We start from the raw sequence: 15,250 nt of genomic DNA on the forward strand, positions 1-15,250 counted from the left end.
GCCACCAGCGAAGCGACCTTCGACCCGGCGTTCGCGCCCTTGTCAGTCGGAACACTCAACCACCGATCGGCAAGGCGCCGAAGACCCGCCTTCTCCGCGAGACGGGCGATCGGGACCAGGCCCGCAGCCGACACGATATTCGGATCATCGAACGATGCGACAGCAGACCGTGCGGCGTGAGAAACTTGCATCTGCGAGATGCCTCTCTTTTCAGGTTCAATTGCCTCTGTGGTAAGAACAATTATCCCTGATCAGACAGGCATTCTCCGTTTAACGCGCCGACCCCAACTCACCCTCAATCGGTGGATCCAGGCTAAATACGCCAGGATCGCCGACGAATCCAGGCCCTTGCCGCGGCAGCGGCCCGCGCGGAGTGTGGGGCGAGACGTCCCAGGATCAGAGGAGAGGATATGCGCGCTCTGGCCCGGCAAGGCAAGCGGACTGTGAACGTCGGGACCGTGGCGGATCCCGCCCTGCACGTCCCCATCGACCTCGTCAGGCGCCGCGGAACCGTGTTCGTCCTCCGCGCGTACAGGGGCCACGCGACCACAATGCCGACGCACGAAGGAGGAACGTCTTGTTCGAGAACGAGACGAACGACCAGCTGACCTTTCAGGATCCGGTGACGCGCTTTCCGGAGATTTCGCCGCCGAAGCAACATCAGTCCGAGCCAGGTCTCGACACGGAGCTCATCCCGCAGACCGACCGCGGCCAGGACTCCTATCGCGGGACCGGACGCCTCATGGGCCGGAAGTGCCTCGTCACCGGCGCGGACTCGGGAATCGGGGCGGCGATCGCGATCGCCTTCGCTCGCGAGGGCGCCGACATCGCGCTGTCCTACCTCCCAGCCGAGGAGGAGGACGCGCAGGAGATCAAGGCGATCATCGAGGGATCAGGCCGCCGTGCCGTCCTGATCCCCGGCGATATCTCCGACCGTGCGTTCTGCGAGGAGCTGGTCGCGCGAGCCGTGGATGCGCTCGGCGGCCTCGACGCTCTCGTCAACAACGCGGGTCGGCAGATCGCCGTCGAAGACATTGCCGACCTGTCGGACGAGCAGTGGACCGCGACGTTCGAGACGAACATCCACGCGATCTACCGGATCTCGAAAGCGGCCGTCGCGCACATGCCGCCCGGCTCGACGATCGTGAACACGACATCGATCCAGGCCTACCAGCCCTCCACCCAGTTGCTCGACTACGCCTCAACGAAGGCGGCGATCAACAACTTCACGAAGGGGCTGGGGCAGTCGCTCGCGCCCCGCGGCATTCGCGTCAACGCGGTGGCCCCGGGACCGATCTGGACCCCGTTGCAAGTCTCGGACGGGCAGCCCAAGGAGGCGCTCCCCAAGTTCGGCAAGAGCACCCCGCTGGGTCGAGCAGGGCAGCCGACCGAGCTCGCACCCGCCTATGTCTTCCTCACCTCGCCGGAATCGAGCTATGTGATCGGCGAGACGCTCAACGTCAACGGCGGTACGCCGTCGCCGTGAGGCGGGCGACGGCGGGACAGGGCACGCAGCCCAGAGCGAGAGGACGCTGGTGACGGAGATCGCCGTCGACTGGTTCAGAGGCATTGCGGTAATCGCTCTCATGCCCACCATGAGAGCCGTCAATATGCTCAATCTTCTCGATCTCGCTTGCGCATTTCTGAATCTGTCAAGAAGATCGAAGGTGTGACTTCAGAGATCCCCGTCCCCCACCCCGCGCCGACACACTCCGTCGCCGACGATGTGCTCGGCATTCTCTGCGGCACCATCGTCGTCTCGGTCGGCCTGTTCCTGCTGCGCGCGGGCGGCGTCGTCACCGGCGGCACGGCCGGACTCACGCTGCTGCTCGACTACACGACGCCCGCCCCGTTCGGCGTGCTGTTCCTCGCGATCAACCTGCCGTTCTTCCTGCTCGCGATCCGCAGCAAGGGGTGGGGCTTCGTGCTGCGCAGTGCCCTCGCGATCGCGCTCGTGTCGGTCTTCGCCTCGTTCCACGCGCTCCCCGGCATCGGGGCACTCGGCGAGATCACGCTGAACCCGTTCTACGCAGCGGTGATCGGGTCGGTCGTCGCCTCGGTCGGCGTCATCATCCTGTTCCGCCACGGCGCCAGCATGGGCGGGTTCAACATCGTCGGCCTCATCCTGCAGGACAAGCTCGGGTGGCGCGCGGGATACGTGATGATGGTCGGCGACGCCGCGGTCGTGGCCGCGTCCATCGCGACCTCGACCTGGCTCGTCGTCGCGGCCTCGGCCCTCGGCGTCGTCACCATGAACCTCGTGATCGCGTTCAACCATCGCCCGGGGCGCTACGTGGCCGCCACTGCCCGACGTCCCTCGGCCCGCGTCTGACGCTCGGCTATACCCGCTCAAGGTCGAACAGCACGGCCTGCTGCGGCGCGAGAGCCGGCAGAGGCACGCCCACGGTCGCCAGCACCGAGCCCGGGAGCGTGATACCGTCGCCCTCCGCCTGGGTCACCCACTCCGGATCCGCGATGCCGATGCGCCGCGCGGGCCCCAGCTCCGTGCCCACGCGCACGCGGTAGGCCGCGCTCGGGTCGACACCGGGGAACGGCACGACTCCGGGCTGCCCGGCCTCGGTCGTGGTGAAGCGCATCCAGGTGTACAGAGCCCGAGAGCCGTCGGCTGCGACCACGCCCGTGAGCGCGGCGTCGTCCGGCAGGTCGGCGTTGACGACCTCGCCCGTGCGGACGATCCCGCGGATCTCGCGGTACAGCTGCGACCACGCCGAGATCGCCGCGATGTCGTGCTGCGGCAGGCGCGTGATATCGGCCTCGATGCCCGAGTGCGCGAACAGCGTCGTGGCGAGGCGCAGCGACAGGTCGGTGCGGCGCCGGGTCGTATGCGACAGCTCGTCGCCGATGTGCGAGCCGATGAGCTCGGGCGGCACGATGAGCCGCGTCCAGCGCTCGATGCGGGCGCGCTCGACCGGGTCGTTGCAGTCCGATGCCCAGAGGCGCGAGGCGCGGCCCAGGATGCCGAGGTCGGCGCGGCCGCCGCCGGACGCGCAGGTCTCGATCTCGAGGTCGGGGAACCGGGAGCCGAGCTCGTCGAGCAACGCGTACAGCGCACGCGTCTGCGCGTGCACCGCGGGCCGCTGCGTGTCGGTGCGGCGGGTGACGGGCTCGAGCAGCTCGCGGTTGTGGTCCCACTTGATGAAATCGATCCGGTACCTCTCGACGAGCCCCGCGATCGCCTCGAGCAGATACGCGTACGCCGCCGGATTCGCGACGTCGAGCACGTACTGGTGGCGCGCGGCGGGGCCGAGGCCGGCACGCGGACCGAGGATCCAGTCGGGGTGCTCCCGCGCGAGGTCGGAGTCGAGATTGACCATCTCGGGCTCGAACCAGAGGCCGAACTGCATGCCCTCGGCGCGCACGACATCGACGAACGGATCGAGCCCGTCGGGCCATACGCGCTCGTCGATCTGCCAGTCGCCGAGACCCGCGTCATCGGCGCGGCGCCCCCGGAACCAGCCATCATCGAGCACGACGCGTTCGACGCCCACCGCCGCCCCGGCTCGCGCGAGCGCGGTCAGCCGGTCGAGATCGTGCGCGAAGTACACGGCCTCCCACGTATTCAGCACGAGCGGACGCGGGCGCTGCGGGTGCACCGCGCGCGAACGCACGTGCCCGTGGAATCGGTGCGCCATGCCGTCGAGGCCCTCGTCCGACCAGACGAAGTAGGCGGTCGGCGCCTCGTACCGCTCCCCCTCGGCGAGCGACACCTCGCCGTGCCGCAGCGCCTCGCCTGCGCCGAGCACGGTCGCGAATCCGCCCGCCCCCTCGGGAAGGCTCTCGACGAGGTATTCGGCATCGCCGCTCCACCCGTAGTGGCACGCCCAGACCTCGCCGCGACGGAAACCGAGATTCGGGGTTCCGAGCGCCATCAGGAACGGGTTGTCCTGGCCGGGCTTGCCGCGGCGGCCGCGGCGCACGTGGCTGCCGCCGCGCACGGGGCCGCGCTGCGGCGCGCGCTCCCGGCACCACTTGCCCGTGAAGTCAAGCAGCTCGCTGGCTCGCTCGGGCACGGGCAGCAGTGCCCGTAGCCGCTCGAGGGCGTATGGTGCGTCGTCGCCCGCGAGCGATCCGTCGCGCGTCGCCGCGAGGTCGACGGCGAGCACGCCGTGCGGATCCATACGGTACGCCGCGTCGATGACGAGGCCCGCGAGGCGATCTTCGAAGCGCAGCAGGATCGCGGATCCGTCGACGCGCGCGTCCGTGAGCGCGGGTCGGTGCATGACGTCCGCTCCGCCGATCGATCCCTCCTGACCGGGCGTCCCGGACCACCCGCCGAGTACGACGGGTGGTCCGGGACGCCCGGGGCACGTCGGGAGAGTCGTGCAGCACGGCGGCCGTCGACGCCGTGCGCAGCGCGCGAGCGGCGTCGGGCTCGAGCGCGCCGAGCGCGGCGCCCCAGTGCAGCACGCGCGGCACGGATCCGGAGGCGTCGATCACGAGGCTCGCGCCCGCGGCCTCGATCTGAAGCACACACTCTTCGTTCGTCATTGATTCTCCCCTCTCAGGCGGTGGCGTGCGCCGTCGCACCCACCGGAACATACATCACCACGTGCAGGTCGACGGCGTCGGACGGCACCAGCCGGTGATGCTCGAACTCGATGAGCCCCTCACTGCGGTGGCGGAACTGGCGGCGCCGCGACTCGAACCGCGAGATCCCCAGCTCCGACCAGTGCCGCCCGAAATCCTCGTTCGTCGCGCGCAGCCGGTCGACGATCGCGCGGTGCTGCGGGCCGGCGAGGCGCACGCCGGCCTCAGCCCGGAACTCGGCGAGGAAGCGCTTCGAGTCCTGCTCCCAGTCGGGCAGCATTCGGCGCAGTTGCGGGTCCGTGTAGACCAGCCACAGCAGGTTGCGGTGATCCGCCTCGAGCGACGATATCCGCGGGTACAGCCACTCGTAGGCGCGGTTCCATCCGACGATTCCCCAGTCGGTCGTGAGGATGAAGGCCGGAAACTCGAGCGCGTCCACAAGTCGCTGCAGGTGCTCCGGCGCGGCATCGCGCACGACCGGCGGCTCCGCCTCCTGCTGCGTGAGGTTCGACACGTACGCCGCCTCGTCACTCGTCAGCCGCAGCACCCGCGCGACGGCCGAAACGACCTGCTGCGAGACGTTGATGTCGCGACCCTGCTCGAGCCAGGTGTACCAGGATCCGCTCACCCCGGCGAGCGCGGCGACCTCCTCGCGGCTGAGCCCGACGTCGCCGCGGCGGGTCGAGGGAGGCAGACCGAGGGATCTCCTGCTCGTCGCCTTCCGGCGCGCGGAGAGGAATTCGCCGAGCTCCTGTCGGCGCGGCGTGCGGGGCTGGATCACGTGACGATACTACTGCGAGTACCAGTACTAGCCCCATCGGCCACCGTGCAGTCCGCGCCCTGAGTGCGCGAGAGAATGACAGCATGCCCAGTTACCGCTCTCGCACAGTCACCCACGGCCGCAATATGGCAGGTGCGCGCGCACTGATGCGCGCCTCCGGCGTCGACGGCGCATCCATCGGGCGCAAGCCGATCATCGCCGTCGCGAACTCGTTCACCGAGTTCGTTCCCGGCCACACGCACCTCGCACCCGTGGGCCGCATCGTGTCCGACGCGATCACCGAGGCGGGCGGCATCGCGCGCGAGTTCAACACGATCGCGGTCGACGACGGCATCGCGATGGGCCACGACGGCATGCTCTACTCGCTGCCCTCGCGCGACATCATCGCTGACTCGGTCGAGTACATGGTCAACGCGCATTGCGCCGACGCGCTCGTGTGCATCTCGAACTGCGACAAGATCACGCCGGGCATGCTGCTCGCGGCGCTCCGCCTCAACGTCCCCACCGTGTTCGTCTCGGGCGGACCGATGGAGTCGGGGCGCGCGACGCTCGTCGACGGATCCGTTCGCACCCTCGACCTCGTCGACGCCATCAGCGACGCCGTGAACGAGAACGTCTCCGACGCTGACATCCAGCGCATCGAGGAGTCGGCGTGCCCGACCTGCGGGTCGTGCTCGGGCATGTTCACCGCGAACTCGATGAACTGCCTCACCGAGGCGATCGGCCTGTCGCTGCCGGGCAACGGATCCGTGCTCGCCACGCACACGGCTCGCCGCGCGCTGTACGAGAACGCCGGCTCCCGCATCGTCGACATCACGCGTCGCCACTATGAGGAGGACGACGAGTCGCTCCTGCCGCGGAACATCGCGACGACGAAGGCGTTCGAGAACGCGATGGCGCTCGACATCGCGATGGGCGGATCCACGAACACGATCCTGCACCTCCTCGCCGCCGCGCACGAGGCGGGCATCGACTTCGGCCTCAACGAGATCGATGAGATCTCGCGGCGGGTGCCGTGCCTCGCGAAGGTCGCCCCGAACGTCGCGAACGGGCGCACCTATTACATGGAGGACGTGCACCGCGCGGGCGGGATCCCTGCCCTCCTCGGCGAGCTGCGCCGCGCCGGCCTGCTCAACGACGACGTGCACACGGTGCACGCGAAGACGCTCGGAGAGTGGCTCGACGACTGGGACATCCGCGGCGGCAAGGCCACGGACGAGGCGAAAGACCTCTGGTACGCCGCGCCGGGAGGCAAGCGCTCGTCGACCGCGTTCTCGCAGTCGGAGCGCTGGGCCGAGCTCGATCTCGATGCCGCGGGCGGCTGCATCCACGACCTCGAGCACGCGTACTCGACCGACGGCGGACTCGGCGTGCTGCGCGGCAACATCGCCGTCGACGGCGCGGTCGTGAAGACGGCTGGAGTCGACGAGTCGATCTGGACCTTCTCCGGCCCCGCGGTCGTCTGCGAGTCGCAGGACGAGGCGGTGCAGCGGATCCTCAACAAGGAGGTCTCCGAGGGCGACGTCGTCGTGATCCGCTACGAGGGCCCGAAGGGAGGGCCGGGCATGCAAGAGATGCTCTACCCGACGTCGTTCCTCAAGGGTCGCGGCCTCGGCAAGGCCTGCGCGCTGATCACCGATGGGCGCTTCTCCGGCGGCACGTCGGGCCTGTCGATCGGGCATGTCTCACCGGAGGCAGCGGCCGGAGGCGTGATCGCGCTGGTGGAGGAGGGCGACACCATCTCGATCGATATCCCGACGCGCGCCCTGACGCTGGATGTGCCGCAGGACGAGCTCGACCGCCGCCGCGCGGAGATCGAGGCGAACGGCGGCTACCGCCCGAAGGCCGAGCGCCCGCGCAAGGTCACGGCGGCGCTGCGCGCGTACGCCGCCTTCGCCCAGTCGGCCGACAAGGGAGCCGTGCGGCTGGTGCCGTAATGCGGCTCGGGTGACGCAAACGGATCTTCCTCTGCTGGGGAGGGTCCGTTTGCGTCACGGGAGTGCCACGCGCACCCCGCTGGGACGGATCCGCGAGGGCACGCGATCGGCTCCCGTGACGCCAACGGATCCACTTTGGTGCGCGAACAGCCGTTTGCGTCACCGGAACCGGGGCGCCGTCGGTTCCCGTGACGCCAACGGACCCTCATTCCCGGGAGAAGGTCCGTTTGCGTTACGGGAGCGCCACGCGCAACCCGCTGGGACGGATCCGCGCGTGCGCGCGAACAGTTCCCGTGACGCAAACGGACCCATATTCGCGGGAGAAGGTCCGTTTGCGACACGGGAGTGCCGCGCGCACCCCGCTGGGACGAATCTGCGCGGGCGCGCGAACAGTTCCCGTGACGCCAACGGACCCACATTGCCGCGCGAGCAGCCGTTTACGTCACCGGAACCCGGGCGCCGTTCGCTCCCGTGACGCAAACGGATCCTCATTCGCGGGAGAAGGTCCATTTGCGACACCGGAGCGCCGCGCGCAACCCGCTGGGACGACGCAAGTGCACGCGCGCAGCTCCCGTGACGCAAACGGATCCTCCCCGCCGCGCGAGCGTCCGGTTGCGTCACCGGAACCGCCGCGCGCTACCGCAGCACCCTCAGTCGATCGGGCACTTGGCCGCCGAGGCGACCGCGTCGTGGGCCTGCTCTATCGTCCACGGGAGCGTCGTCTCCGGGGCCTCGTCGCCTGCCTCCATCGCAATCGCCGAGAGCTCTCGCGCGAGCGCGCCCGCGAGTTCGCCGCCGCCCGCCCAGTTGTTCAGGACGACCACCACGGTCAGTCCGGTGTCGACGTCGCTGTACGCGGCAACGCTGTAACCGAGGATGTCGCCCTGCTGGCCGAGCATGGATCCGTTGAGGCGATTGCCGCCGCCCGCGCGCACCCACTGCTCGCCGTCGGAGCTCACCGGGAACGTCTCGGCCCAGCGCGGCGCCAGGTCGTCGCTGTTGCCCGCGTTTCGGGCCTGGCGCGACATGTAGTCGCGCACGTCGGTGACGCTCGAGACGACGCCGCTGTCGGCGTATCCGTACGAGGCCGAGATCTCGGTCACGTCGGCGGGCGCCTCCGTGCAGCCGCTCTGCTGCACCTGCGACGACGAGTAGAACCCGGGCAGGGGGTTCGACCCGGCCGTCGACGGCGCGTCCGAGGGCAGGTAGGTGTCGCCGAGGCCCTGGGGGTCGAAAATGTACTCGTTGTACAGCTCCGGCAGCGACGAGTGCGAGGCGTTCTGCAGCGCGAGCCCCAGCAGAAAGAACGATGTGTCGGAGTCGGCCCAGCTGTCGGTCGACCCGAGACCCGCGCCGAGGCCGGCGGCGGCGTACTCGCGGGGATCCCACACGCGGTCGGTGTTGCCGATGACGAAGTTCCAGTTCGGATCGCGCGACGAGCGCAGCCCGGCCACGCCGTTGCACAGGTCGACGAGCGTCACGTCGGTCAGCTGCGGCACGCTCTGCAGGTACGTACTGACGGCGTCGTCGAGGTTGACCGGTCCGCCGTCCATCGCGTAGAGCAGGTCGCAGGTCATCGACCGCGTCACGGTCGCGGCGCGGAAGGTCATGTCCGTCGACGGGGCGGTGCCGGATCCGGGTTCGGTCTCGCCGATGCCCGCCTCCCACTCGCCCGCCCACGGCGCCCAGACGCCGACGATCGCGCCCGGTCCGCCTCCCGCTGCGATCGCGCGCTCGGTCGCCGCCTGCATCTGTTCGACGGCGTCGTCCGGCATCGGATTCGAGATCCGGTCGGGCGACGGCACGCTGTCTCCCCCGGTGCATCCGGCGAGCAGCAGAGCCGCGATGGCGAACGAGCTGAGGGCGCCGAGAACACGGCCGCGGCGGTGCGTTGAACGCATAGAACTCCCTGATCGACGAATCTTCTCGAGTCTACGGGGGAAGGCTGACTTCACGCGGAGACGGCACGCATCTCGGTGCCCTGCTTCTCCCACGCGTTCTTCATGAAGCGCCGGACGTTCTCGTCGACCCGGATGTCGCGCGGGCGCAGCGGCCGCGACAGGTACAGCCCGTCGAGCGATGTCAGCCGCGACAGCGCGACGTACGTCTGCCCCGGGGCGAAGGCACCGGATCCGAGGTCGACGATCGCCCTCTCGTACGTCTTGCCCTGCGACTTGTGGATCGTGACCGCCCACGCCAGCCGTAGCGGGAACTGCGTGAACTCGGCCGCGACATCGCGGGAGAGCTTCTTCTGGAACGGGTCGTACGCGTAGCGGTACTTCTCCCAGACCACCGGCTCGACGTCGAACTCGTCGCCTTCGACATCGACGCGCACGGCGTCCGGCAGGATCTTCGTCACGGTGCCGATCGTGCCGTTCACCCAGCGGGGCGGTTCGCCACCGGATCCGGAGTCGTTGCGCAGGAACATCACCTGCGCGCCGATCTTCAGCTTGAGGTGCTCATCAGCCGGGTACGAGTCTCCCCGCCCGAAGTCGCCCGACACGTCGGCGACGGCGGTCTGCTCGCGCCCCGGCAGCGCCGCAAGGTGCTTCGCGTTGATCTGGTTGACTCGGTCGTTGCGCGTTGCGAGGGTGATGATCGGATCCTCGGCGTCCGTCGGCGGCGTGCGCGCGCCCGCATCGTTGAGCTTCTGCGCGATGTCGGCGGTCACGCGGCCGTAGCGCACGGCGTTCAGCATCGTCTTGAACGAGTCGTCGTCCTGGCGATGGATCTGCGTCAGCTCGCGGATGTTCAGCTCGGCGCCGTAATTGCCCATCTCGAGCAGCCCGTCGCCCGCCTGCTCGCCCGCCCACACCTTCGCGTCGAAGAACCAGAACGAACGGTAGTGGTCGTCGATATAGCGCGCCTCGTCACCGCGCGGGGGCACGGGGGCGAGCTGGTACGGATCCCCGAACATCACGATCTGCACGCCGCCGAACGGCTCGCGCCGCCGGGCCCGAGCCTGCCTCAGCGACCGGTCGATCCCGTCCATCACGTCGGCGTTGACCATCGAGATCTCGTCGATGATGAGGGTGTCGATCGCGTTCAGGATCTTGCGCGTCGCGTCGTTCTGCTCGATGTCGCTGTCGGCGATGAGTCCGATCGGCAGCCGGAACAGCGAGTGGATCGTCTGTCCCTCGACGTTCAGCGCCGCCACTCCCGTCGGCGCGCACACCGCCACCTGCTTGCGCGTGTTCCACGTCAGGTGCCGCAGCAGCGTCGACTTTCCGGTGCCCGCGCGCCCGGTCACGAACACGTGCTCCTGGGTGTCCTCGATCAGCCGGAACAGGGATTCCTGTTCGGCGGATAGGACGGGTTCCGGCATCCGATCAGTCTAGGGCGTGCCGTCAGCGGTAGGCAGGCGCCGCGGGCAGCCCGAAGAACTGCTCGAGCGTGTGGTAGCCGCCATCGTGGTACTCGCGGGCGAGGTCGGCGCCGATGTAGCGCAGGTGCCACGGCTCGGGGTTGTAGCCGGTCGTGCCGGTGCGGCCCGCCTCGTACCTGACGATCCACCCGTAGCGCCACGAGTTCTCGCGCACCCACCGCTCCTGCGCCGTGCCGGCGAACGCGTACATCGATCCGCAGCCGCCCGAACCGCACGCCACGACATCCGCGGCGAGGCCGAGCTGGTGCTCGCTGTGCCCCGGGCGGGCGGCGAGGCGCTCACCCTCGACGACGCCGAGGCTGCCCACCTGCGAGCGGTGGATCGCCGCCTGCGTGTTGTACGAGCGGTAGCCGCTCGTCAGCGCGATGGATCCCGCGCCCGACGCCGCGACGTCGCGCTGCATCTGCTCGTAGGATCCGATCGCGTCGCCGCGCAGCCCGCCGTCGACGAGCGACCCCGACGGCACCGTCAGCGACGGCGGCACGTAGTCGGCGGGCGAGACGGAGTAGCGCTTGTTGACCATGACCCACGGAAGTGCCGGATCGCGCAGGGGCACGCACGACGCGCGCCCGTCGGCGATCGCGCTGCGCAGCACGCCCGCGCCGCCGAAGAGCCGCGTGATCCGCGCCGCGTCGTGGGAGGCGACGGCCGACGACATCTCGGGCGACTGGCAGCCGAGGCGGGGCGCAGCCGTTCCCGTGACGGGAGCCGAGGCGGCGCCGGACGTGGGCGCGTACATCGCGACGCCCTCGTAGCTCCAGCTGCGGTCGTTCGCACGCAGATCCTGCGCCTCCGACGCGTTCGCGGTGTAGAAGTGCTTGTTGTACTCCGAGCTCCAGAACCGGTGCACCTCGACCGCACCGTTCGCGGGCGCCGACAGCGCGCAGAAGCGCACGCCCTCGTAATGCCAGTTGTTGTCGCGGCGCACCCTGTCGGCCTCGGCCGAGTCCATCGTGTAGAAGTGCGACGTGAACCCGGGCGACCAGAAGCGGTAGACCGGATCCGTGCCGCTCACGCACGTGTCCGAGCTGAGCGGCCAGACCCGGAAGTCGGTGCCCTCGTACGCCCACCATCCGTCGGCGCGGTGCAGGTTCTGCGCCTCGGAGTGGTCGAGGGTGTAGAAGTGGGCGTTGCCGTATCCCGCGCCCCAGAACCGGTAGATGGGGCGGCTGGACGACGGATCCGCCCCGGCGTCCGCGACGACCTCGGAGGCCGCGAGATCGGCGTCGGCGACCGCGCCCGACTGGGGCACGACCACCGCGAGCCCGGCGAGCACGACGGCCGCCGCGATCCCGCTCAGCATTCTGCGGATCCACGACGCCCGCACTGTTCCTCGGCTCAGCAACGAGCCCTCCGCCCCCACAAAGGTCATGACGGCGATCCTACCAAGCGCGCCCTACTGCGGGAAAGCGCAGAGGTTCGGAGTGGGCGGCGGATCGCCCTGCCGATCGATCGTGATGTGCACGCCGCCGTCGTCCTGCACCTCGACGTCGGCGACCATCGTGAAGAACACGTCCTGGTCGACCGAGATGAAGCCGCCCGCGTAGCACTGCACCGACAGGTTCACGTGCGCGGTGCCGGAGGTCGCCGAGACCTTCCACCCGTCGCCGTCGGGCACGAGCGCCGTCTGCGGGTAATCGTTGATCGACCATTCGATGTCGGGCTGGGCGATGCCCCACGACGTGTCGAATCCGAACGGGCAGTCGGCCGGCTGCAGCACGTTCTGCGTCGTGCAGGTGGCGTCGAGGAAATCGTCGACGCTCGACTGCACGACATCGGTCAGCGCCGACGTCGGACGGGTCTGGACGTCGAGCGGCACGACGTCGAGCGGGCCGGTCGCGACGACGGTCTCCGGATCCGCGACGGTCGCCGTCGTGTCGACGGCGACCTCGTAGTCGCCGGGCGAGAACGTCAGGAGCGATACCGGTTCGAGCGGATCCGCGTCGAGCCCCGCGGGCGAGATCTGGCGCTTGTCGATCTCGAAGCCGTTGACCGAGAACCGCCAGGATCCGCGCACGGTCAGGTCGATGACCGACAGCGGCGACGTCTCGAACCCCCAGCTCGGCACGAGCCCCTCGCTCTCCTGGGGCTGGATCCGGAACACGCTCTCGCGCGCCGTGCCGTCGAGGTTGTACCGCACGGAGACCTCGGTGACATCGCCCGCGACGGAGCGCTCGCCGACGGCGCGGATATCGGTGATCTCGCTCGTGAGGGCGGAGGATCGCAGAAGCGCCTCGGACGCGGTGCCGCGCCCGATCTCCTCGAGCGCGTCGTACTGGGGTGTCACGCCCGGCATGGCGAGGGCGCCCGCGGCGTCGGAGTCGGCGATGTTCTCGACGTATCGCTCGGCGAACGCGCTCGCACTCCAGACCTGCTTGTAGAGCACCATGAATCCGACGACCACCCCGGCGAGGATCACCACGAGCAGCAGCAGCGGCACCACGATCCGCAGCGCGCCGCCGCGCTGGGCGGCAGCGGATCCGTGGGGCATGGGCACAGTCTAGAAACTCCGCCTCTGTATCCGCCCACTCCCCCGCCGGTCGTTATCCGACCGGTGTCTACCAGCCCCGCTCGCGGTCGCGGTCGGCGAGCTTCTGCAGCTTCGCGTTGTACTCGGCGAGCTCGGCGTCGCCCGTGCGGTCCGCGTGGCGGTCCTGGCGCTTCTGCTGCTTCTCGTCGGTGCGGCTCCACTGGATGGCCACCGTGATGGCCGCGATGAGCGTGGGGATCTCGCCGATCGACCACGCGATGCCGCCGCCCCAGAACTGATCCTCGATCGGGGGCAGCCCCCAGGTGCGCCCCATCGAGCCGAACCACTCGGCCACCATGAGGCCCTCGCTCATCATGATCGTGATGCCGAAGAAGGCGTGCATCGCCATCGTGATGATCAGCAGCACGAGCCGGCCGGCGTGCGGCAGGCGGTAGTGCACGGGATCGATGCCGACGAGCGTCATCGAGAACAGGTACCCCGAGATGAGGAAGTGCGCGACCATCCACTCGTGGCCGAGGTGATCGTAGAGGCTCCACCGGAACAGGTCGCTGAAGTAGAACAGCCAGAGCGATCCGATGAAGATGGCGGCGGCCACGAACGGGTGCGTCAGCACCTTCGAGACGGGGCTGTTCACGGCCCAGAGGATCCATTCGCGCCCGCCGCGCGTGCCGTCGGTGCGCTTGTGGATCGCGCGCAGCGCGAGCGTCACGGGTGCTCCGGCGACGAGCAGCAGCGGAATGCCCATCGCCAGCAGCATGTGCAGCAGCATGTGCACGCTGAACAGGTAGTGGCCGTAGGCGTTGAGCGGGCCGCAGGTGACCCAGATCAGCTGTGCGATGCCGAGCATCCACAGCACCGTGCGCCACACCGGCCACTTGTCGCCCCGGCGCCTCAGCCGCTGCACGCCCGCGGCATAGAAGAAGATCGCGAACAGCCCGGCGATGAGCCAGAGCGGGTCGATGTCCCATTCGGTGAACCACCTGCTGGCCGTCAGCTCCGGCGGCAGCGGCTCCTCAGTGAGGATCTCGGCGGGCGTCTTGGCGACGATCTCGGATTCGCCGAACGGGGGCGCCGTGCGGGCGAGCGCGGCGGCGGATCCCGAGGCTATGCCCATGAACACGAACTCGAGCGCGAGCACCGCCCAGAACATCGCGTTCTTCACCGCGGACAGCGCGATCAGCCGCTGCCGATACCAGGCGCCGAGCGCACCCATCCCGAGCAGCATCGCGATCTTGACGAGCAGAATGAGCCCGTACGGATCCGTAACAAGCTGGTCGAGGGATCCGATCGACGCGAGCGTGCGGAGGAAGCCGGACAGCGCGACGACGACGAACGCGACGATCGCGATCGTCGAGTAGCGCTCGAGCACGGTGCGCATGCGGCCCGGCTCGAGCGCGGGGCGGATCACGACGAGCGCGACGAGGCCGCCGAGCCAGACGGCGGCGCCAAGGATGTGCAGCGAGATCGACATCACGACGAGGTCGTGGCCGGCGAGATCGCCCTTGTGGCTCGCGGTCGCCATCGGGATCAGGCTCACGGCCGCGAGAGCGCCGGTGATGAGCACGCCGAGCCAGCTGCGCACTGCGAACGCGAGGACCGTGACAACGCCGCCCGCGATCGTCTGGATCAGCCAGGCCTGCCCGGCCTCGCTCTCGGTGAGGAAGCGGCCGAGCTGGGCACCGAACTCCTGGCTCAGCGACAGCTTCGGGTTGAGCGTCGACATGTAGGTCAGGAAGGTGGTGGCGCCGCTCGCGACCGTGAACAGCGCGGCGGAGATCGACGCGGTATCGAGGGAGACGGCGAACGCGCGCCCCTTCGGTGCGAGCGCGAACAGGGCGAGCACGAGGGATCCGAGCATGACGGATCCCGCGACATTGACGATGAGCTTGGCCGTCGGAACCGACCAGCGAACGAACGCGCCGGGATCCTGCAGCGCCTGCGGCGCGGCGCCCCCGCCGATGACCAGGCTGGCGACGAGCGCAACGGCCGCGGACAGGGCCAGGATGAGGGGGCCAGCCCACCGGAGCACACGCGAATCCACGCTCTCACATTACGCGCGCGGCCTGATCGGATCCCCCGAAGACGACGAAGGCGGGCGCCCTCCCGAA

11 protein-coding genes and 1 pseudogene are annotated in these 15,250 nt (G+C 69.4%); 4 read left to right on the plus strand and 8 right to left on the minus strand.

Translation table 11 applies throughout. The annotated features are described in order from the left end of the window. Positions 1-191, minus strand: a pseudogene (locus G510_RS18685) (IS1380 family transposase); the annotation flags it as partial. Positions 192-577: 386 nt separating this feature from the next. Between G510_RS18685 and G510_RS0109430 the strand changes: the two are divergent. Then, positions 578-1,486, plus strand: coding sequence for an SDR family oxidoreductase (locus G510_RS0109430; RefSeq protein ID WP_029153441.1), 909 nt, complete (start codon positions 578-580; stop codon positions 1,484-1,486). A gap of 183 nt (positions 1,487-1,669) precedes the next feature. Next, the gene (locus tag G510_RS16225; RefSeq protein WP_245563282.1) at positions 1,670-2,332 is read left to right on the plus strand and encodes a YitT family protein; all 663 of its coding nucleotides are present in this window, start codon (positions 1,670-1,672) and stop codon (positions 2,330-2,332) included. 7 nt (positions 2,333-2,339) lie between these two features. Here G510_RS16225 and G510_RS16230 read toward each other — a convergent pair whose 3' ends face one another. Next, positions 2,340-4,241, minus strand: coding sequence for an alpha-galactosidase (locus G510_RS16230; RefSeq protein ID WP_245563285.1), 1,902 nt, complete (start codon positions 4,239-4,241; stop codon positions 2,340-2,342). Between the two features lie 65 nt (positions 4,242-4,306). On the opposite strand from G510_RS16230, the gene G510_RS18840 reads away from it, so the two are divergent. Then, the gene (locus tag G510_RS18840; protein WP_245563286.1) at positions 4,307-4,486 is read left to right on the plus strand and encodes a hypothetical protein; all 180 of its coding nucleotides are present in this window, start codon (positions 4,307-4,309) and stop codon (positions 4,484-4,486) included. 36 nt (positions 4,487-4,522) lie between these two features. Here G510_RS18840 and G510_RS0109445 read toward each other — a convergent pair whose 3' ends face one another. Then, positions 4,523-5,329: an MmyB family transcriptional regulator gene (locus G510_RS0109445; protein WP_029153442.1), complete on the minus strand. Its 807-nt coding sequence runs from the start codon at positions 5,327-5,329 to the stop codon at positions 4,523-4,525. A gap of 83 nt (positions 5,330-5,412) precedes the next feature. Here G510_RS0109445 and ilvD point away from each other — a divergent pair, with 83 nt between their 5' ends. Then, the gene (ilvD, locus tag G510_RS0109450) at positions 5,413-7,266 is read left to right on the plus strand and encodes a dihydroxy-acid dehydratase (protein WP_029153443.1); all 1,854 of its coding nucleotides are present in this window, start codon (positions 5,413-5,415) and stop codon (positions 7,264-7,266) included. A 650-nt stretch (positions 7,267-7,916) separates the two neighbouring features. On the opposite strand, the gene G510_RS16235 is transcribed toward ilvD, so the two are convergent. The 5 genes from G510_RS16235 to G510_RS0109475 form a co-directional block, all read right to left on the minus strand. Continuing rightward, positions 7,917-9,167, minus strand: coding sequence for a serine hydrolase domain-containing protein (locus G510_RS16235; RefSeq protein WP_036322699.1), 1,251 nt, complete (start codon positions 9,165-9,167; stop codon positions 7,917-7,919). A 50-nt stretch (positions 9,168-9,217) separates the two neighbouring features. Beyond that, positions 9,218-10,591, minus strand: coding sequence for an ATP-dependent DNA helicase (locus G510_RS0109460; protein ID WP_029153444.1), 1,374 nt, complete (start codon positions 10,589-10,591; stop codon positions 9,218-9,220). A 22-nt stretch (positions 10,592-10,613) separates the two neighbouring features. Continuing rightward, the gene (locus tag G510_RS17565; protein ID WP_157560515.1) at positions 10,614-12,023 is read right to left on the minus strand and encodes a D-alanyl-D-alanine carboxypeptidase family protein; all 1,410 of its coding nucleotides are present in this window, start codon (positions 12,021-12,023) and stop codon (positions 10,614-10,616) included. Between the two features lie 24 nt (positions 12,024-12,047). Next, on the minus strand, positions 12,048-13,142 hold the full coding sequence (locus tag G510_RS16245; protein ID WP_051216635.1) for a hypothetical protein: 1,095 nt from the start codon (positions 13,140-13,142) through the stop codon (positions 12,048-12,050). A gap of 67 nt (positions 13,143-13,209) precedes the next feature. Further along, positions 13,210-15,171: a bifunctional copper resistance protein CopD/cytochrome c oxidase assembly protein gene (locus G510_RS0109475; protein ID WP_245563288.1), complete on the minus strand. Its 1,962-nt coding sequence runs from the start codon at positions 15,169-15,171 to the stop codon at positions 13,210-13,212. Positions 15,172-15,250: the final 79 nt, after the last annotated feature.

The sequence above is a fragment of the Microbacterium gubbeenense DSM 15944 genome (genome assembly GCF_000422745.1).
GTDB lineage: Bacteria > Actinomycetota > Actinomycetes > Actinomycetales > Microbacteriaceae > Microbacterium > Microbacterium gubbeenense.